We start from the raw sequence: 19,089 nt of genomic DNA on the forward strand, positions 1-19,089 counted from the left end.
GTCTTCGGGCTCCTCCCCGAGATGGTCAGAGCGCGGTCCACCCGGCGCGTGCCGCGCTCGCGGCCACCGCTGTCTCAACGAATCTCATGCTACGCACGCCGGCTTCGATGCCGGGCAGATCGCCATCGAGCAGCGCGCGGTTGCCGGCAATGGCCGATGCAAAGTCTCGATACAGCACGCTGAAGGGGGCGATGAGGCCATTGCCGATCCCTGGCGCGAGCGGCACGCGCACCCGCAGATTCGCGGATAACGGACCAAGCACTTCGCGTGAGCCGCCTTTGACCAGATGCAAGGCGTCCGGTTGATCGTACGACCAATGGAGCGCGCCCGCGTCGCCATAGATTTGCAATGACAGTCCATTGCGTTCGCCGAAGGCGACTTGAGATGCCATCAACACGCCGACGCCGCCCTTGGCAAAATGCAACAGCACGTTGCAGTCATCGTCGAGCGCGCGGTCCGGCACGAGAGGATTTACGTCGCAGAGCATTTCCGTCACGACATCGTGCGTCAGATACTCGGCGAGATTGAACGCATGCACGCCGAGATCGGCGCTGCAGCCACCGACACCCGAACGGCTCGGATCGGTGCGCCACGCCGCGCGAGGATGGCCATTGCGCTCGAGCGCCGACGCCATCCAACCTTGCGAGTAAGTGACGATTACTTTGCGCACGCGGCCGATGTCGCCGTTCGCAACGCGAGCGCGAGCCTCGCGAACCATCGGGTAGGCCGTGTAGCTGAAGGTCAATGCATAGGCGCGGTCGCTGGCCCGCAGGGCGTCGCGCAGTTGCACGGCTTCAGCGAGCGTTGCGGTCGCCGGCTTGTCCGAAATGATGTGCACGCCATGCTCGATCGCGGCGAGCGCAATGGGAAGATGCAGATGGTTGGGCGTGGCGATCGCGACCAGATCGATCCCGTCATCGCGCCTGGCTTCGACGGCGAACATTTCCTCGTGACTGCGATAGCAGCGCTCGGGCGCGACGCCGTACTGGGCGGCCGCGGCCAGCGAGCGGTTCGGATCGCTGCTGAAGACACCGGCGACCAGCTCGATCCGTCCGCTCAGTTGGGCGCCGAGCTGATGGACCGGGCCAATGAACGAGCCGGTGCCGCCACCGACCATGGCCATTTTCAGCGTCTGTTGCGATACGTGCATAATCGAGGCCTGAAACGAAGAGTGCCGAAGGCCGCAGTTTATCGCTAAACTCAGCCCAGGTCTCGACCATGTAGAACTGCAGCCGGAGTGACGGATGGCACGCTCAGCCAGACGAAAAAGCCATGGGGTGACGATCGAAGCGGTCGCGCAGCGCGCCGGCGTGTCGGCCATGACGGTATCTAACGTCATCAACGACACGGGCAAGATGTCGGCGGAGACCCGACAGGCCGTGCAGGCCGCCATCGCGGAGCTCGGCTACACACCGAATGCCGCCGCGCGAGCGTTGGCGAGCGCCGGTGCGACCAAGATCGGAATCATCTATCTCGATACGCAGAGTGCGTTCTTGAGTGCGATGTTGGTGGGCGCGCTCGAAGCAGCGGCCAGCGGTGGCGCTCAGGTGACCGTGCGCGTTTGCGCTGAGAAGACGTTCGATGCCGCCACTGACGCGCTCCGCTCTCTCGTGAGAAGCGGAGCGAATGCGCTGCTGATCGCGCCACCGTTTTGCGAGATGATCGGCGGCACCAGCCTGCTCGATGAATTGGCCGTGCCCGCGGCCGCGTTGTCAACGGGCCGGCCGTTGCCGGACATGAAGACCGTTCGCATCGACGATCGAGCGGCGGCGACGGCGATGACCGAGTTGCTGCTTCGTAAAGGACATCGCCGCATCGGCTTCATCAGCGGGCCCGCCAGCCACTCCTCGAGCGCGCCGCGGCGGATCGGTTATGAAGCAGCGTTGCTGGCGCACGGGATCAAGCGCAGTCCGGAGCTGATCGTGCCGGGCGATTTCAGTTTCGAGTCCGGTCTCGCCGCCGCCAGTCAATTGCTCAAACTGAAGGATCGGCCCACCGCGATTTTCGCCAGCAACGATGACATGGCGGCCGCTGTGATTTCGTGCGCTTCGCGTCAGGGCTTGCATATCCCGAGCGATCTCGCGGTCGCCGGCTTCGACGACACGCCGATCGCCGTCAAGATCTGGCCGGCGTTGACGACGATTCGTCAGCCCATCGCGAAGATGGCCGAGCGCTGCGCGGCTTTGTTGATCGCGAACGCGCGCAAGGTACCGCAGGCGCAGTCTTTCAGCGGCGATGAGGTCATCGACTTCCAGCTCATGGAGCGGGAATCCACGTGATGAGCACGAGCGCACGCCGTTCTGGCATGCGCCGGCTGCCGGGCGCTGACTTCGTCATGGGCTCGGAGCGGTTCTATCCCGAGGAGCGTCCGCGTCGATGCGTGCGTGTCGAGGGGTTCTGGATCGATGAAACGCCGGTGACCAATCGCGAGTTCGCGGCCTTCGTGGCCGCGACGGGCTATCGAACCTTCGCAGAGATACCACCCGATCCCGCTCTCTATCCAGGTATGCCGCCGGCCGGCTCGCTCGTGTTTCTGCGGCCGCAAGGGCCGGTGGATCTCAACGATTTCTCGCAATGGTGGCACTTTCAATTCGGCGCGAATTGGCAGCAACCGTTGGGGGAGGGCAGCTCCATTGTCGGGCTGGACGATCACCCGGTCGTGCATATTGCCTACGCGGATGCTGAGGCCTATGCGGCCTGGGCTGGTAAGTCGCTGCCGACCGAAGCCGAGTGGGAATATGCGGCGCGCGGCGGACTCGATACGGAATTTGCGTGGGGCGAGGAGCTGGCACCTGAGGGACGTATGCTCGCGAACTACTGGCAGGGTGAGTTCCCGCACGAGAACCGAATGCTGGATGGTTGGGAGCGAACCTCGCCCGTGCGTGCGTTCCCCGCGAACGCGTTCGGGCTGTACGACATGATTGGCAACGTCTGGGAATGGACGTGCGATGGGTGTGCGCTACCGACCGAGGAAAAGAAACATTCGGGCAGTTGCTGTGGGCAACACAGCGGCGATCCCCCGCGCATCGACCAGAAGGTATTGAAGGGCGGCTCGCATTTGTGCGCACCCAATTACTGCCAACGGTATCGGCCTGCGGCGCGCTACGCACATCCGATCGATACCTCGACGAGTCACATCGGCTTTCGTTGCATCCTGCGGGATGCCGCCCCCTAATCCAGTCCCGTCCTTCCCGGTGCCCAATGGGGCTTTGTCATCAGATGCGACGACGACACTCCAACGTCTTTCAACGCCCGTCGCAGTCCTTGAATGAAATGCGCCCGTCCTGTCAGCACGAAGGCGGTGCCCGCTGTGGCTAGCGGCCGCAGACTCGCTGCTATTTCCTGGACATGAGAGTCGTCGTCTCTCCTGCGCACCAGTGTGGCATCGCCCAGTCCTAGAGGTGTCGTGACCTGCCGCACGCTCTGGACGTCGCTGACCTCGAGCAAACATCGAACCATCCGAGCGGGGGACTCGTGCAGCAACGAGTACGCGAGCCCGATCGAAGTCTCATCTCCAAGTACAGCCAGCGACGGCGCGCTCTCTGTGAGCTTCAGGGACGATCGCGGCCCGAAGACATCGCATTCATCGCCAACGCTCACACGCCGGATCCAGTCGCTTCCCGGCCCGTTACCGTGTGCATAACCGAGGATGCGGGTACAACCCTTGGCCGGATCCCATTCCATCGGTGTGAACGTGCGAGCCATGAACGCCGACCCCATGGCCACCTGCAATTTCTGGCCGGGAACCCAGGTGAGCTCCTTGAACGCCGGATTTTCAAGCGTGACGAGTCGGAACCGCTCGGCCACGGCCGCAACTTCCGTGACGCGCGCCGATTTCATGACCATGAGCCGCAGTGCTTTGCTCAGTCGGGCGGAGAGCGAAGCGCCGGATGTTTGTAGAGTGCTGCTCATCGGGTCACGACCGTGAACTCGTTGCCGCGACCTTCGTTAATCGGCAGCGTTAACGAGAGGTAGCCATTCGCAGGGTCGCGCACGTAGGGCAGGTAGCCGCCGGCCTGCTCGAAGGCGTTTTCCGCAAGGATGATCGCGCCCGTTTTCAGTCGGGGTTCGAGCTGCTTCAACACCGGCAAGTACAGCGTGAAGGCGCCGTCGAGCAGCAGCAGGTCGATATCGCCATCGACATCCTGGAGCGTCTGCCGCGCATCGCCTTCGCGCAGCTCAACCAGATCCGCGAGCCCAGCCGCTTCGAGATTCGCACGGGCTCGCGCGACCTTGCTGGGTTCCAGCTCCGTGCCGATCAAACGTCCTCCGCCCATGTCTCTTAACGCCGCGGCGAGGTGGATCGTCGAGATTCCCATCGAGGTGCCGAACTCGACGATCAGTGTCGCCTTGCGTGCACGGGCGCACTGATACAGGAAGTGGCCGAACTCGGGCGTCACGTTCAGGAAATTGTTGGCATAGGCATGGTACTGGCCGCGCAGATCTTTGTGTTCCGCCTCGATGAGCTCGCCGAGCAGGCGCTCACGATCGGGATCGCTCATGAACGATTCCATGAGCGGTCGGTCGGCGGCCTCGGCCTCTTGGAAAAGTCGTCGTAATGTTTCGGCAACGCGCCCCGTGCTCAGCGAATTCATGCTCATCCTGTCCGTCAGTGGTCATTGCTCACGGCCAGCATAGGCAGGCGGGTGATTGGCGTCAGTCGCAAACCCGGTCAAAATGTTTTGCAATCTTGCCAACCCGGCGTGCAGCGTCAGGACGATTCGAGTCATGCCCATTCTGAGTGAGCCACCCCGTCCCGATAAAACCGGGCCGGGACAATGGATGGATCCCGATGCCATGCCGGGCACGGTCTTCACTGTCGGCGGAGAGATGGACACCCCGGGCCGCTTTGAGCTGGATTTTCACCGGCATCGAAAGGCGCAGCTGTTGCTTTTCTTGCGCGGGGTGCTCACGTGCGAGATCGACGATGGCTTCTGGATCGTGCCGCCCCACAGTGCGCTGTGGATCCCGGGGGAGACGCTGCATGCGATCAAGGTCGCGGGAGTTCTCGAAGGCTACGTCGCCTTCATCGATCCGGCCGTTACAGCCCATCTTCCCTCGACCTGCTGCACGCTCTCTGCGACGCCCTTACTTCGTGAACTCTTGATTCGTTCGGCCAGCTTGCCGGAGCTTTACCCGGAGGGTGGTCTCGAATCGCATCTGGTGGCACTGCTGCTCGGCGAAATCGCGGCTGCACCGGTTGGAAATCTGCACCTGCCGATGCCCACCGACAAGCGCCTGCGCAAGATCGTCGACGGGATGATGGCGAACCCTGCGGATCGTGGCACGATCGAAACCTGGGCCAAACGCGCCGGCTTGAGCGAACGGACGCTGTCGCGCTTGTTGGCTCAGCAAACGGGCATGAGCTTCGGTCGCTGGCGACAGCAGCTGAGTATCATGTTGGCCCTTCAGGGGATGGCCAAGGGCCTGTCCATTCAGCAGGTCGCCGCGAACTTGGGTTACGAGAGCACCGCGAGTTTCGTCACGATGTTCCGTAAGGCGCTCGGTGTTTCGCCGGGACGTTATATGGCCGAGCGACACGCCCGATCTGTACGCTAGTGGCCGATTGTCACTTTCCTGTGAACCCCGGAATATTTCTAGCGTAGTGACTCTTCGCAAGCGGCAGGGCTTGCGCGACCGCCTCCTTGAAATTCTCCCGAACGAGCTCGATGGGAATGGCGCGGCGGAAGAAGTCGGCCCACACGAACTCGGCGAATGCTTCAGGCACCTTCTCGTAGCCGCCCGCGTCGCGCACGTAGCCGGCAAGGGATCGATACATATCATCGACCAGGCCGTTGAGCTGATCGGGAATGCGGGTGCAGTAGTGCCGCACGCCGTTCTCATCGAGCGGATGCACCCAGTGGTTCTTCTCCATTTGTTTCCAGAAGTCGCCTGAGTTGCGATCGGAAAGGTCGCCGTCGATTTCGAAGAAGGCGGTGGCGAGGCCGGCTTCGAGGGCCGCCCGGCCGAGGTGGTGATGATCTGTCACATACAGCCGACCGCCTGGCCCTATGACCGCGGGCATCGCGTGCTCCCGCATGAACTCGCTTTGATCTTTCGGGGATAGCGCTTTGAGACGCGCGCTTTTGTCCTTCACGACGATCATGCCGACAGTCAGTTGCGTCGGGTGGAGCTTATGAAGGCTGGATTCCTCGATCTTGGCCATGGCGGGCTCCCGATTGACGCCGATCGCTACTAGTCCGCGCCGAGATCGAGTACCAGATGCGCCTCTCTGGTGACTTGCTTGGGGTCAATGCCCAGTTGCTCGACGACGATCCTTTTGATTCGCTCCCAGTGCACGGCCTCCTCGATCTCGTCGAACGGTCGTCCTCGATTGAGCTCCAGCCGCGATTGGACATACGCACTGATCTTCCCCACCGTATCGAGCTTCGCCGCATCGGGATTCGGAATCTCTATTCCAAACTCTTCCTCAATGGCCATGACCAGTTCGACGATATCAAGTCCCATGCGTTGTCTCAGCGAAGGTTTCCAACCATTCGACCTGAGCCGGTGTGTCCGGGACTGAAACGCCCCGGCAGCGGCCGATCGAAGGGAAGATGCTATCTGCATCGAATCCAAGTCGAAGCATGGCGCAGGCTGCGATGAGAGAAGATCGACCGATTCCCGCACGACAATGAATCGCCACACTCGAGCCCGACCGCAGCAAACCAACGATATGGTCGACGAGTTGCATGGCCGGGGCCATCGAGGCCGGCACGCCCCGATCGGGAGTCGGTAGCGAAGAGAACTGAATCGCGTTAGCCGTGCACAGCTGGTGTTCATCTACAAGACCAAGCTCATGGATCTCCGATGCTTCCAACAAGCACACAACTGCATCGACCCCAGCGGAGCGCCAGCCTAGAATCTCATCCTGCAGCCAGTCACCCGCGCGCGGCCGGGCCATGATCCCGAGGCGTCCCTGTGTGACATCGCTAATCCAGTAAATTTCCGGAAGCAAAATACCATCCGCTCCTTGGCCATCTAGCTATTCTGCCGGCGTGCACATGAATCGTTTCAGGTCGTTACAGGGAACCGTACCGCCATGACTGCCTGGTTTGAAGTTTGGGCCGATACTGGTCACACGCCACCGTACGTGTTGATAGTGCACAGTGACGGACGGGACATCAATGTCTTTGACCCGCAGGAGAGCCGCAGGAAGGTATTCACTGCGCAGGACTATGACACCGTCCGCTATTGGCTATTGGAGGACGAGTTTGAGATGGTCCGCGGCCGCGAGACTGAGTCGTGATCTCGCGGGCACGTTATTTCTCCACTCTGACCTTCACCGGAAAGCGGCCGCGTTTCTCGACGCGGCGGCCGTTTTCCATGAAGGGTTCGAGTTTGAGATCGTTCTCCGCTCGATTGACTGCGAGGGCATCGACGTGGGCAAGGCCGCTTGATTGGAGCACGCGCGCTTCCTTGACGAGGCCGTGAGTGCCGACCAGGAGCTCGAGCACCACCGTATATTCGGTGACGTTGGGACTGATCGCGACCGGTTCGGGATCGCGTAGACGCACGTCGACCGTCTGACGATCGGCGGAGCGCGTGAGCACGATGGCGTCGTCGCCGAGCAAATAGATGAAGGTGCCATCGGGCTTCCAGTTGTAAGTCTCCCGACTGGGATAGCTGGAGGCCGTGCCATCGGTCACCGTCAACTCCAGGGTGACGGTGTCAGCGCCGATGGCGCCGATGCGAAGGCGGCGCGTGAAGTCGAGGTCGAAATCCACCGGGGCTTCTTCGATTTTGGGCACCGGGCCAGGCATGCCCGTCGGCGGCAGGCCTGGCTGGAACGCAAACTCGCCGACTTCGGATTCGGTGTAACGGGCGCGCTGTTCGTTCTCCCAGAAGATGCACACGCTCTGCGGGCCGGGCTTCTTGTCGTTGATGCCTCGAGGCAGGAACGCGCACCACTCGATGGGATTGATTTCTTGAGCGACGCGTCGCGGGCCGGTGGTCAATGTGAAATTCGTGGCGAACGCTTTCGCGCCTTCGGGAATGATCATCTCGACGCCATAGGGGTTGCGCAGGCGAACGGTTTCCAGGACGAGCCCGGTGCGCTTGAGCTGGGCATCGTGTTCCACGATCACATCGCCAGGCCGCTTCACGCCCTCGTTCACGCGCAGGGAATGAGCATCGACCCGAAACCCGGATTCACCGTCCCACAGCGGCGGAGGCGGGGCTTGCGGCGGAAGATAGTTCGTAGCGCAGCCGGCGCTCCCGAGAACCAGGATCGGTAACAGTCGTTTCAAGTGCATGGGTTCGAGCAGCAGTTCGCGTGCGTTTGTCTTGTTCGCGCCATCTTAGCAGCGGAACACGATCCGGTAGCGATCAGTCAGTTTCTACCGCTGACCTCTGCGGTCTCGATCAGTGGCTTCTGATTCGCTGTACGCGCCGAAGGTCGCGCGTAAGCGTATGAGAGTATGCGGATTTCCGCGCGGGCTCGCGCGAGCATCTGGTACTTTTCTATCACGCTTCAGCTTCGCCCAGCCCCGTCCGAGACAGAGACTTCTCGCTACTCGCATCGCTCGCAGGGATGACTCGCACGTTTGGCACGGTCATATTGCCTAGTAGCTCGTTGACGGTACGGATAGACAATCAATGGCAGTGGATACGCTGGATGCTCTGTTCGAATCGATCGGTGACCTGGTCATGCGCCACTCCCCCAGCGGCGTCGAGCGCGAGGTTGATGAACTACTGACGGCGCGCTTCGAGTCGATGGGTGTGCGGGTGAATAGCGACGCCAGCGGCAATCTGATCGCCAAGATTCCCGGCAGCGGCGGTGGCAGCCTGGGCATCACGGCTCATAAAGATGAGATCGGCACCATCGTCACCGAGCTGAGCGAGGATGGCCGGGTCAAGGTCCGAAAGCTCGGCGGCTCTTTCCCCTGGGTGTACGGAGAAGGGGTGGTCGATCTGCTTGGCGAACATGCCTGCGTGAGCGGTGTGCTCAGCTTCGGCTCGCGGCACGTCTCGCATGCCTCACCGCAGTTCGTTCATAAGGAAAGCACGCCGCTACGATGGAGCGATGCCTGGGTCGAGACCAAGCTCACGCTCGCGGAGCTGAAGCAAGCAGGGATCGGGCCGGGCACGCGCATGGTGATCGGCAAGCATCGCAAGCGACCCTTCAGGCTGAAGAATCATATCGCGAGCTACACACTAGATAACAAAGCCTCACTCGCCATTCTGCTCGAAGTGGCGGCGCGGGTCCGGACGCCGCGTCCCGACGTGTACCTGATCGCTTCGGCCAAGGAAGAGGTCGGTGCCATCGGCGCGCTCTACTTCACGCAGCGTCAGGAGCTGGATGCGCTCATCGCTTTGGAGATATGCCCGCTCGCTCCGGAATACGCCATTGCCGATGGCGTCGCACCGGTGTTGCTGGCCGAAGATAGTTATGGTTTATACGACTGTTCGTTGAACAACGCGATTCGGCGCGCGGCCGAGCGGCGCGATATTCCGCTCCAACACGCTGTGATCAGCGGTTTCGGCAGCGACGGTTCCATCGCCATGAAGGCAGGCAACGTGCCGCGTGCGGCCTGTCTCGGATTTCCTACGCAGAACACTCATGGCTACGAGATTGCTCATCTGGGTGCGATCGCCAACTGCGTCGACATCCTGACCGCGTTTTGTGAAGACGGTCTGAGCTGAGTCCTTTCCATAAGCTGCCCGCCGGACGAGCGCTCGAATCCGCCGTCGGGCTTCACCGATTTTATCTTTGTAGCAAAGGGTAAACCGCCGGACGTAGCCCGGTCATGCTTCATATGAGAGGCACTTTGTCGATGTTTTCAAGGTGTTTTTCGCTGAATCAAACCTGAAGGGGCCGATGATGAAAAAAACAATGTTGGGGAGCGTGGTCCTGTGTGCCGCGACGGGCTATGCCGCGATCGGCGCCGCCGACACAATGGCCCGCGAGTATTCGCTGGACATCCCACCCAAGCCCGTGGCGGCGATGCTTCAGGAACTGTCGGTGCAAACCGGCATCAGTGTCGCGCTCATGGCCGATGACGTCGATCATCGCAATGTGTTGGTCGGCCCGTTGAAGGGCCGTTACACCGTGGATGCGGCGCTCAGTCAGTTGCTGGTGAACAGCGAGCTCACTTTCACGCGAGTGAACGCCAGCATGGTGGTGGTGACTGCGCGTAACAATCATGGCGGGGGGGGCGTCGAAACGAGCGCCGAAGCGAAGGCAAAGTTGCATCAGCTGGCCGACACGCAGTTCATGAATGCCGCCGCGCCGACGAGTGGTACTGCGGCTCAGCCGCTTGTAGCCTCATCAGCGGAGGAAGGTCGCCGGACGAGCGGTGGCAAGATCATGGAAGAGGTGCTGGTCACAGCTCAGAAGCGGGCGGAACGACTGCAGGATGTGCCGGTACCGGTGACGTCGATCAGCACGGACATGCTCTCCGAGCGCGGTCAGCTGCGCTTGCAAGACTATTACAACAAGATTCCCGGCCTCAATCTGACGCTGGTGGGAGATGTAAGCAGTCCCTCGATTGCAATCCGCGGTGTGACCACGGGCGGCTTCGTCAATCCCACCGTGGGTGTGGTGGTCGACGATATTCCTTTCGGGGCATCCACGGCGGCCGGCAATGGCAACAACGGTCTGATCTCTTCCGACATCGATCCGAGCGAGCTGTCCAGAGTGGAGGTACTGCGTGGCCCGCAGGGAACGTTGTATGGGGCAAGCAGCATGGGCGGCCTGCTGAAGTACGTCACCGCCGATCCTTCCACCGAGCGGGTCGGTGGCAATGTGCAGCTCGGCACTAGCAGCGTTCACAACGGCGAGATGGGTTATGTGGCGCGCGGCTCGATCAATATTCCTTTGAGCGATACGTTTGCGATTCGCGCCAGCGGTAACACGCGTCGCGATGCCGGCTACATCGATAACATTCAGACGGGTCAGAACGACGTCAATCGCACCGATTCGTACGGCGGCAGAATCTCAGCGTTGTGGCGGCCCGCGGAGAACTTTTCGGTCAAGCTGAGCGCTTTGTATCAGAACTCGGAACGAGAGGGATCCTCGGATACGCATCTGCCCCCGCCGATCGGCCGGGTCGCAGGATTAAAGGATCTGGAGCAAAGCGCCCTGATCGACAGCGGCGGCTACGAGCAGGAGTTCCAGGCTTACAGCGCGATTGTCACGGCCAAGCTCGGCAACGCGGAATTGACCTCGCTGACCGGCTACAGCACCAGCGATTTGATGACGGCGGTCGATCTCAGTCCCTCGCTCGCCGCGGCTTCGCGAGCGCGCTTTGGCGTCGACGGCATAGTGACTCACGGCGGCGGAGAAACGACGAAGTTCTCTCAGGAGATGCGCCTTGCGATGCCGCTGACCGACACCATCGACTGGTTGTTCGGTGCGTTCTACACGCGCGAACGCTATCCATCGCAACAGCAGATTCTGGCCATCGACACGACTAACGGCGCAGTGGCTGGCACGTGGCTCGTAACGGATCTGGATGGCGCCTACGATGAATACGCGGCCTTCACCGATCTGACCTTCCGACTGACCGAACGCTTCGACATTCAAGTCGGTGGCCGCAGCAGCCACTATGAATATGAGACGGGCTCGTCGACCAGCACGGGGCCCTTCAACCAGCTATTCGGTCCATCCGCCACGGCGACGACGCCGGAGTACAAGGCGAAGGACGATGCGTTCACCTATCTGTTGACGCCGCGCTATCGATTCTCGGATGACCTGATGATGTATGCGCGCTTCGCTTCAGGTTTCCGTCCGGGCGGCCCGAACACCAATCCCACGGCGTTGGCAGCCGGACTGCCGCGCGATTTCGGACCGGACTCGACCGAGAACTATGAGATCGGCATGAAGGGCAGTGTCTTCGATGACTTGCTGTCCTTCGACGCCTCGGTCTACTACATCGATTGGAAGGACGTGCAGTTGCAGCTCCGCGACCCGGCCACCTTTTCGACGTACACATTGAACGCCGGCAAAGCCAAGAGCCAGGGCGTGGAGCTGTCGGTGGACGTGAGGCCGCTGGAGGGACTCACCGTTTCCGCGTGGGGCGTTTATAACAACGCCGAGCTCACCGAAGTGCCGACCACCAGCGACTTGACCGCGCGCGTCGGCGATCGACTGCCGTACAGCCCGGAGTGGTCGGGCAGTATCTCGGTGGACCAGGAGTTTGCGCTCTTCTCGGATGCGACCGGGTTTGTTGGAACCACCTTCGGCTATACCGGCGATCGCAAGGGGCGCTTCTTCCGCGGCTTCCCGCAGGGAACATTCCCGTCGTACACCCAACTTGACCTGCGGGCTGGCGCCACGTTCGACACCTGGATCGTCAACGCCTACGTCAACAATGTGGGTGACGAGCGCGGCGTGCTGAGAAGCGGGCGCGACGCGACGTTTTCCTTTCAGTATGTCGTGACTTACATTCAGCCGCGCACGCTGGGAATCAATGTGAGCAAGGCGTTCTGATGAGGTCGGTCCATGATGAGGAGTCGCTGCAGCGTTTCGACCGATTCATGGACCCGGTGGGGCTGGTTGTCGGTGGCAGGGTTGTGCCGAACTGGCTCAGCGATGGTGCCAGCTTCTGGTACGCACAGGGTGGGCCGAGCGACACGGTGATTCTCCGTGTAGACGGCGCGACGGGCCACGTCGCGCCGTTGTTCGATGTGCATCGAACCCGGCAAGCCTTGGGTGCATTGTTACGACGTGACCTGCCGAATCGAGGTCTGCCTTTCGAGACGGTTGCGGACCTTGGCGAAGACAGATATCGATTCTCCTTCGACGGCGCCGACTACGTTCTATCGACCCGCGACTATTCCATTACTCCAGAGGTCATGCCGTCGCTGGCAGGCACGCCGCGAATGTATGAGCGCCCCAGGTGGCTCACAAAGCCGATTCGGGTGCCGGAGGTGCCCGCGCCCGATAAGCGCTGGTTCGCCTCGATCGCCCAGGGCAACGTGATGTTGCGCAAGCCGGGTTCCGATGAGCTGATTGCGCTGACTACAGACGGTGCCCGCGATTTCGAGTGGGATATCGAGACTGCGGCGTTTCAGCCGGCGACGATGACTTTGCCAGGGCGGGCGCAGACTCCGTGGTCGCCGGAGGGGCGCTGGTTGTTTGCAACCAAAGTCGATCGTCGCGCCGTCCCGGACCTGCCGTATGTCCGATATCGGCATCGGCAGGAAACGACGACGATGAAGATTCAGCGCGCCGGCGGGCCGCTGGATATCGTTCAGCCCTATGTGATCGATGTGTCGGCCCGGCAGGTTCGCGCTCTCGATGTCGGCACTTGCGAGGACCGGTTCTTTACCCTGATCGGCTGGCTGCCGGACGGCTCGGAGGTACTGTTCACCCGTCATTCGCGGGACTTCAAGTCGGTGGAGGTGCTCGCGGCCAACCCGAAGAGCGGCGCTATTCGAACGGTGCTGCGTGAGTCCGCTGCGACGTTCATCGCTATTCAGCACGAGGTGCTCTACGGCGCCAACAACCACGCGACGCTCCTCGAGGATGGCTCAGGATTGATCTGGCGATCCGCGAGCACCGGTTGGAATCACTTTTATCTCTATTCCCTCGACGGCAAGCAGGTACGTGCGTTGACTGCCGGTGAGTTCCCCGCGATCGATGTGGTGGCGGTGGATCTGTGGGGCGGCTGGATTTACGTCACCGCCCATCACGATCAGGAGCGGCCGTATGACACACACCTTTGCCGGGTCGGCCTGAGCGGCGGAACGCTCGAGCGGCTGACGCCGCTCGATGGGGAGAACGTCGTTTACGTTTCCCCGGCCAGGAAAACATTCATCGCCATCAATTCGCGTCCGGACCGGCCATTTCGTACGGATTTCCATGCTGCCGACGGCAGGCACCTGACCACTGTCGAACGCGCGAATGTCGCTGCTCTGGAAGCCATGAATCCCGGCGGCTCGGAGGAATTCAAAGTCACTGCGGCGGACGGCAAGACCGCGCTGTGGGGGGTGATGCACAAGCCCCGGGACTTGGATGCGAGGAAAAAATATCCGGTCATCGTGCGCATCTATGCAGCGCCGTCCACCAGCATCGTCGCTCACGGCTTCGGGCTCGGCGACTGTTCGCATTCTCGGCTCGATCACGCGTTGACCGAACTCGGCTATGTCGTGCTATCGGTCGATAGCCGGGGCACACCGGGCCGTTCGAAGGCGTTTCACGATGTTGTCTATCGCAACTGGGGGCGTGAAGAGATTCCCGATCACGTCGCGACACTGCGGGAACTCGCCCAGCGCCACAGTTTCATCGACCTGGATCGGGTGGGAATATGGGGCCACTCCTGGGGCGGTTACTTTGCGATCCGTGCCATGGCTCAAGCGCCGGATGTGTTTCACGTCGGGGTCGCCACAGCGCCGGCAGTGGACCCGTACGATGCGTTTCTATTCGAGCCGTATCTCGACCTGCCGGCACGCGCGGAGGCGGCTTACGAGTATGCAAGCTTGTACTCGTCGGCCGCCGGTATCGTGGGCAAGTTGATGCTCGTGTGTGGAACGGCCGATCCCATGGTGTGCTCCAACACGTTGCAAATGTCTCAGCACCTGATCCGAGCGCGCATCGATCACGAGCTCGTGGTGTTGCCCGATGCCGGGCATCGCTTCGAGAATGCCGATGACGCCTACTTCGTGCGCAAGCTCGTGGGGCACTTCGAAACCCACTTGAAGCAGCGGAAGCTCGCACTCGTCCCGCCCGCCGTGACGGATCGACGCTCGAGGGATGCGCGGCAGCGACTACTGAGGCGATAAAGAGTGGCCAGCTACACGCCCGCCAGCAATACACCACAGGGAAGAGGCGCTCGGATACTGCAACAGGCGGTGTGCTGCGATCTGCATGGCTGCATGCCGCTACGACCGGGCGACGACAGCTTCCTGCCGCAGTTGGAGCGCTATCGCACGGCCGGCGTGAAGTTCGTGTCCCTGAATGTCGGTTGGGATCGTACTTCCATCGAAGACCACATGCGCATGATTGCGCATCTGCGCGGCTGGCTGACACAACATGCCGACCGCTACGCAATGGTCAGTGACGTGGTCGCTCTGGAGGAGGCAGCCGCAGCGGGCAAGCTGACTGTGGCATTCGACATCGAGGGTATGAATGCCATCGGCGATCAGCCGTCGCTCATCGCTCTCTATTACGAGCTTGGCGTGCGATGGATGCTGATCGCTTACAACCGAAACAACCGAGTCGGCGGAGGATGCCAGGATGTCGATAGCGGGTTGACGGCTTACGGGCGCGAGGTCATCGCGGAGATGGCGCGCGTAGGTATGATGCTCTGCTGTGCTCACACTGGTAAGCGCACCGCGCTCCAAGCGATCGATCTGTCTGCGCATCCCGTGATCTTCTCTCACGCGAATGCTAACGCCGTGTTCAATCATCCGCGTAACCTCGATGACGACGTCATCAAAGCGTGTGCCGGCCGCGGCGGCTTGATCGGCATCAGCGGCGTTGGCACTTTCCTCGGCAACAACGATGTCAGCGCCAGTAACTTCGTCAGGCACATCGACCATGTCGCGCAGCTGGTCGGCCCCGAACACGTCGGGCTCGGACTGGACTATGTTTTCGACCTACGGGAGGTCGATGAGCTCGTCGCGAGCGCTCCGGAAATGTACCCGCCGCATCTGTACGGCTCGGGAATCAAATTCGTGCGGCCGGAACAATTGCCGGAGATCGTTGAGGCCCTGTTGCGTCTTGGCTATGCGCAAGACGCCATCAGGATGATTCTGGGTGAAAACGTCCTGCGCATCGCGCGGGCGGTCTGGCGAAGCTGAGAAGACACACGATGCCACTGAAGGAGGCCGCATACCGGCCCTACATGCTGACGCTGCTTGCGGTGATCCTCGCCTCCAATGGCGTCGATCGGCTCGCGTTGTCGTTGCTTCTGCAGGAGATCAAAGTCGATCTGGCTTTGAGCGATACACAGCTCGGCTTGATGAGCGGGATCGCGTTCGCGATCTTCTATTCGCTGATGGGCATTCCGATCGCACGCTGGGCCGATAAGGGCAACCGCGTGACCATCATCACTGTAACCACGGCGCTTTGGAGCGTTGCGGTGGGCTTGTGCGCGCTGGCTGGCAATTTCGTGCAGCTGTTATTGATCCGAGTGGGTGTTGCGGTCGGCGAGGCCGGTTGTATTCCGCCGGCGCACTCGCTCATCGCGGATCACTTCTCGCGTACCGAGCGACCGCGAGCGCTATCGAGGTATATGTTGGGCGGCCCGCTGAGTGCCGTTTTCGGTTATCTGTTGGCCGGCTGGCTCAATGAGCTCTACGGCTGGCGTTTGACGTTTTTGATCGTGGGCATCCCGGGATTGCTCCTGGCCATCGTGGCGTGGTTTACCCTGAGAGAGCCGCGTCGGCAGGGAATGCTGAACGCACGCGAGCAAGCATCGAAGGAATGGCCGGATGCGCAGGAGTCATCGCCGAGCTTGCGTGAAGTCTTCGTCACCTTGTGGACCATCCCCACCTTCCGCCATCTGATGTTTTCGTTCGCGGCTGTATCTTTCTTCAGCTACGGCATCGGTAAATGGAAACCCGCGTTCTTCATCCGCAGCTTCGGCATGGAAACGGGGGAGCTGGGCGCTTGGTTCACGTTGATCTACGGCGTGGGTGGGCTGCTCGGCATTTATCTGGGCGGCGCGCTGGCATCGCGGTTCGCGGCGAGGAACGAACGCCTGCAGCTCAAGATGATGGCGCTCACATACGCTGCCTTCGCGGTCGTCTCGACGGCGATGTATCTGGTGTCGAACGTATATGTCGCGTTCGCGCTGATGGCAATTGCCACCATCGGCGGCAACAGTGTGGCCGGGCCGGTGTTTGCGACCATTCAAACACTAGTGCCGCCCCGTATGCGCGCCATGTCGATTGCGCTGTTGTACCTGTTCGCGAATCTGGTCGGGCTGGGGCTGGGACCGCTGGGCGTGGGTATGCTGAGCGATGCGATCGCTCCGTGGGCAGGAACGGAATCGCTGCGTTACGTGCTCTTGGTGCTCTCGCCCGGCTATCTGTGGGGCGCCTGGCATCTATGGCGGGCCAGCACGACGGTGGTGCGCGATATGGAAGTCACGTACGAGAGGGAGATGACAAGCAGCGACAGCGCACAGGTGGAGGCCTCCTCGAATGCGCCACGACGAATCCCCGGCGAGACAGTGAGCTCATCGATTTGAGCGATTGGTAGGGCGCGGCCATGGAAATGCGTGTTCAACACGTCGATCGGCTGGACGGTCTCATCGCCGGCATTCTGAAGTCCGCACAAGTGCCGGGTGCCGCGATCGCCATCGTGGCGGAGGGTCGGACCGCGTTCGCCAGGGGCTATGGCTTCCGCAGCCTGCGCCCGAAGCAGCCCATGACTGCGGACACGGTATACCCCATCGCGTCCACCACGAAACCGATGAATGCGATGCTGCTAGGCATGCTGGTCGATGAGGGCAAGCTTGCCTGGGATACTCCGGTGCAAAATTACTTCCCTGGCTTTCGGCTGCACGACCCGATCGCGAGCAGTCGGGCCACGCTTCGCGATCTGGTGACGATGAGAACCGGATTGCCCCGCCACGATTGGGCGTGGGTCGACAGCGGACTCAGTCGCGCGGAGCTGGTGAAACGTCTGGCACATCTGGAGCTCTCGGCCGACTTCAGAGAACGGTTCCAATACAGCAACCTCAGCGTAACCGCGGCGGGGCACATCGCGGAGATCGTGACGGGCAAGCGTTGGGAGGAGCTCATCCAGCAGCGGATCCTTGCTCCCTTGGGAATGCACGAGACGACCTGCCATCGTCCGGTCCGTGGCAAGGTCACCGCCTCATATCATGAGAACGCGCGTCGTAAGCTAGTCAGCGCCTGGCGCTACGGCTCGCAGGCCACTGCGCCTTCCGGAGGTGCCGTTCACTCCACCGTGACAGACATGGCATCTTGGTTGCTTTTCCATCTGGCAGCAGGGAGTGACAAGAAACATCGAGGACTGCTCAAAGCCGAGACGTTGCGTGAGCTTCATTCGCCCCAGGTCATCGTGGGAAAGCGGGCACTGGCCTCGCTGTCGCCGGATGCGACCTATGCGCTGGGTTGGGTCGTGGATTACTACCGTGGCCACAAACGTTTCGGGCACACGGGATATCTGCATGATGTCGATTCCTCGACGGTATTTTATCCCGAGCTCGGTGTCGGCCTGGTGTCGTTCCTCAACAAGGGCGGCTCCATCTCGGCGGAAGTCGTCAATCAGTGCGCTTTCGATACGCTGATGGATGTGCCTTGCGAGCAAGTCATTGTAGAACGGCTTGCTCAATATCGAACGAGACTCGAAAAAATCCGTCAGCGCACCGCCGCCGTGCCACGTACCGCCGGCACGAGGCCCACGCACGCATCCGGCGCATACGTTGGCACATATGAGCACGCGGGATATGGAGCGATCGAGATTCGTCAGCGCGGCCGCAAGCTGATCCTGATACGCGAAAGCTTGAAGCTGGACTTGAAGCATTGGCACTACGATGCCTGGGTTCCGGAGAGCAGCGATGTCTGGTCGGTGCACCAGGTGCATCCATTCGACGGTGCGAGCTTGGTTCAGTTTCACGTCGATGCCAGGGGTGCAATTGGCAGTCTGTCCTTCGCCCTGGACCCGGAAGTTGCACCGATTCGGTTTGCCAGACGCCAGGTATAGGTGCGCGAACATTCCTAAATGGTTCGCGGAGACGATATCGCCGCGGATGCATGCGTTCGTATGTTGTTCGCTCCGGTCGGTATTCACCGACAAGAATCCCATCGGGCGCCCGCATGCGGAAAATGAAGCGCGACGGAATTGGCCAACAATCAAACCCTGTCACATACCCATCGCAGCGGACCGCGTACCCGTTTGAGCGACTGCTGCATCTAGTGCGGTACGGCACGCGCGTGTCCGCAGGGCACTGAATCGGCACTGTTCCTGTCACATTACCCCGATCCCTGATATTCGATAGGGCAACGCAGGCGGCGTCAGATGCCGCCTTCACAGCTCGCCAGTTCACATCTGCGATTGCTCCTGAAGGAAGTTTCTTGGTACTCAGCGTCGCTCACCGGCTCGGCGGCGTCGTTTACCCATGGCTGGGTGTGCCTGGTGCAGGCGGATACTTCGTGAACTATCTCAGG

The 19,089-nt window shown here is 61.3% G+C and carries 17 protein-coding genes; 10 read left to right on the forward strand and 7 right to left on the reverse strand.

Annotated features, from left to right (window positions below; genetic code table 11):
- Positions 1-25: 25 nt before the first annotated feature.
- Positions 26-1,150 (reverse strand): Gfo/Idh/MocA family protein, encoded by a 1,125-nt coding sequence (locus ACFPN2_RS22705; RefSeq protein WP_380600859.1) that lies wholly within the window; start codon positions 1,148-1,150, stop codon positions 26-28.
- 127 nt (positions 1,151-1,277) lie between these two features.
- Here ACFPN2_RS22705 and ACFPN2_RS22710 point away from each other — a divergent pair, with 127 nt between their 5' ends.
- On the forward strand, positions 1,278-2,279 hold the full coding sequence (locus ACFPN2_RS22710) for a LacI family DNA-binding transcriptional regulator (protein WP_380600860.1): 1,002 nt from the start codon (positions 1,278-1,280) through the stop codon (positions 2,277-2,279).
- 26 nt (positions 2,280-2,305) lie between these two features.
- Entirely contained in the window at positions 2,306-3,175 is an 870-nt protein-coding gene (locus tag ACFPN2_RS22715) for a formylglycine-generating enzyme family protein (protein WP_380600895.1), read from the forward strand.
- Here ACFPN2_RS22715 and ACFPN2_RS22720 read toward each other — a convergent pair.
- Positions 3,172-3,912, reverse strand: a complete 741-nt coding sequence (locus ACFPN2_RS22720; protein ID WP_380600861.1) for a siderophore-interacting protein — start codon at positions 3,910-3,912, stop codon at positions 3,172-3,174. The two genes, ACFPN2_RS22715 and ACFPN2_RS22720, sit on opposite strands and share 4 nt — an antisense overlap.
- A complete protein-coding gene (locus ACFPN2_RS22725) occupies positions 3,909-4,595 on the reverse strand; it encodes an O-methyltransferase (RefSeq protein WP_380600863.1) in 687 nt (228 codons plus the stop codon). The genes ACFPN2_RS22720 and ACFPN2_RS22725 overlap by 4 nt, the downstream gene beginning before the upstream one ends.
- A gap of 133 nt (positions 4,596-4,728) precedes the next feature.
- Here ACFPN2_RS22725 and ACFPN2_RS22730 point away from each other — a divergent pair, with 133 nt between their 5' ends.
- Positions 4,729-5,559, forward strand: coding sequence for an AraC family transcriptional regulator (locus tag ACFPN2_RS22730; RefSeq protein WP_380600865.1), 831 nt, complete (start codon positions 4,729-4,731; stop codon positions 5,557-5,559).
- A gap of 10 nt (positions 5,560-5,569) precedes the next feature.
- On the opposite strand, the gene ACFPN2_RS22735 is transcribed toward ACFPN2_RS22730, so the two are convergent.
- The 4 genes from ACFPN2_RS22735 to ACFPN2_RS22750 form a co-directional block, all read right to left on the reverse strand.
- Positions 5,570-6,166, reverse strand: a complete 597-nt coding sequence (locus ACFPN2_RS22735) for a ParB-like protein (protein WP_380600867.1) — start codon at positions 6,164-6,166, stop codon at positions 5,570-5,572.
- A gap of 29 nt (positions 6,167-6,195) precedes the next feature.
- A complete protein-coding gene (locus ACFPN2_RS22740) occupies positions 6,196-6,468 on the reverse strand; it encodes a phosphopantetheine-binding protein (RefSeq protein ID WP_380600869.1) in 273 nt (90 codons plus the stop codon).
- Entirely contained in the window at positions 6,458-6,958 is a 501-nt protein-coding gene (locus ACFPN2_RS22745; RefSeq protein ID WP_380600871.1) for a phosphatase domain-containing protein, read from the reverse strand. The genes ACFPN2_RS22740 and ACFPN2_RS22745 overlap by 11 nt, the downstream gene beginning before the upstream one ends.
- A gap of 304 nt (positions 6,959-7,262) precedes the next feature.
- The gene (locus tag ACFPN2_RS22750) at positions 7,263-8,255 is read right to left on the reverse strand and encodes an energy transducer TonB (protein ID WP_380600873.1); all 993 of its coding nucleotides are present in this window, start codon (positions 8,253-8,255) and stop codon (positions 7,263-7,265) included.
- Positions 8,256-8,598: 343 nt separating this feature from the next.
- Here ACFPN2_RS22750 and ACFPN2_RS22755 point away from each other — a divergent pair, with 343 nt between their 5' ends.
- From ACFPN2_RS22755 to ACFPN2_RS22785, 7 genes are all read left to right on the forward strand, one after another.
- Positions 8,599-9,645, forward strand: a complete 1,047-nt coding sequence (locus ACFPN2_RS22755; RefSeq protein ID WP_380600874.1) for a M42 family metallopeptidase — start codon at positions 8,599-8,601, stop codon at positions 9,643-9,645.
- Positions 9,646-9,820: 175 nt separating this feature from the next.
- Positions 9,821-12,433: a TonB-dependent receptor gene (locus tag ACFPN2_RS22760; RefSeq protein WP_380600876.1), complete on the forward strand. Its 2,613-nt coding sequence runs from the start codon at positions 9,821-9,823 to the stop codon at positions 12,431-12,433.
- The gene (locus tag ACFPN2_RS22765; RefSeq protein ID WP_380600878.1) at positions 12,433-14,727 is read left to right on the forward strand and encodes a S9 family peptidase; all 2,295 of its coding nucleotides are present in this window, start codon (positions 12,433-12,435) and stop codon (positions 14,725-14,727) included. Before ACFPN2_RS22760 ends, ACFPN2_RS22765 begins: the two co-directional genes overlap by 1 nt.
- Positions 14,728-14,796: 69 nt before the next feature.
- Positions 14,797-15,747, forward strand: a complete 951-nt coding sequence (locus tag ACFPN2_RS22770) for a dipeptidase (protein WP_380600897.1) — start codon at positions 14,797-14,799, stop codon at positions 15,745-15,747.
- A gap of 11 nt (positions 15,748-15,758) precedes the next feature.
- The gene (locus tag ACFPN2_RS22775; RefSeq protein WP_380600880.1) at positions 15,759-17,141 is read left to right on the forward strand and encodes a spinster family MFS transporter; all 1,383 of its coding nucleotides are present in this window, start codon (positions 15,759-15,761) and stop codon (positions 17,139-17,141) included.
- A 20-nt stretch (positions 17,142-17,161) separates the two neighbouring features.
- On the forward strand, positions 17,162-18,625 hold the full coding sequence (locus ACFPN2_RS22780; RefSeq protein ID WP_380600882.1) for a serine hydrolase: 1,464 nt from the start codon (positions 17,162-17,164) through the stop codon (positions 18,623-18,625).
- A gap of 315 nt (positions 18,626-18,940) precedes the next feature.
- A complete protein-coding gene (locus ACFPN2_RS22785; RefSeq protein WP_380600884.1) occupies positions 18,941-19,078 on the forward strand; it encodes a hypothetical protein in 138 nt (45 codons plus the stop codon).
- Positions 19,079-19,089: the final 11 nt, after the last annotated feature.

Source organism: Steroidobacter flavus (assembly GCF_042651805.1).
Lineage (GTDB): Bacteria > Pseudomonadota > Gammaproteobacteria > Steroidobacterales > Steroidobacteraceae > Steroidobacter > Steroidobacter flavus.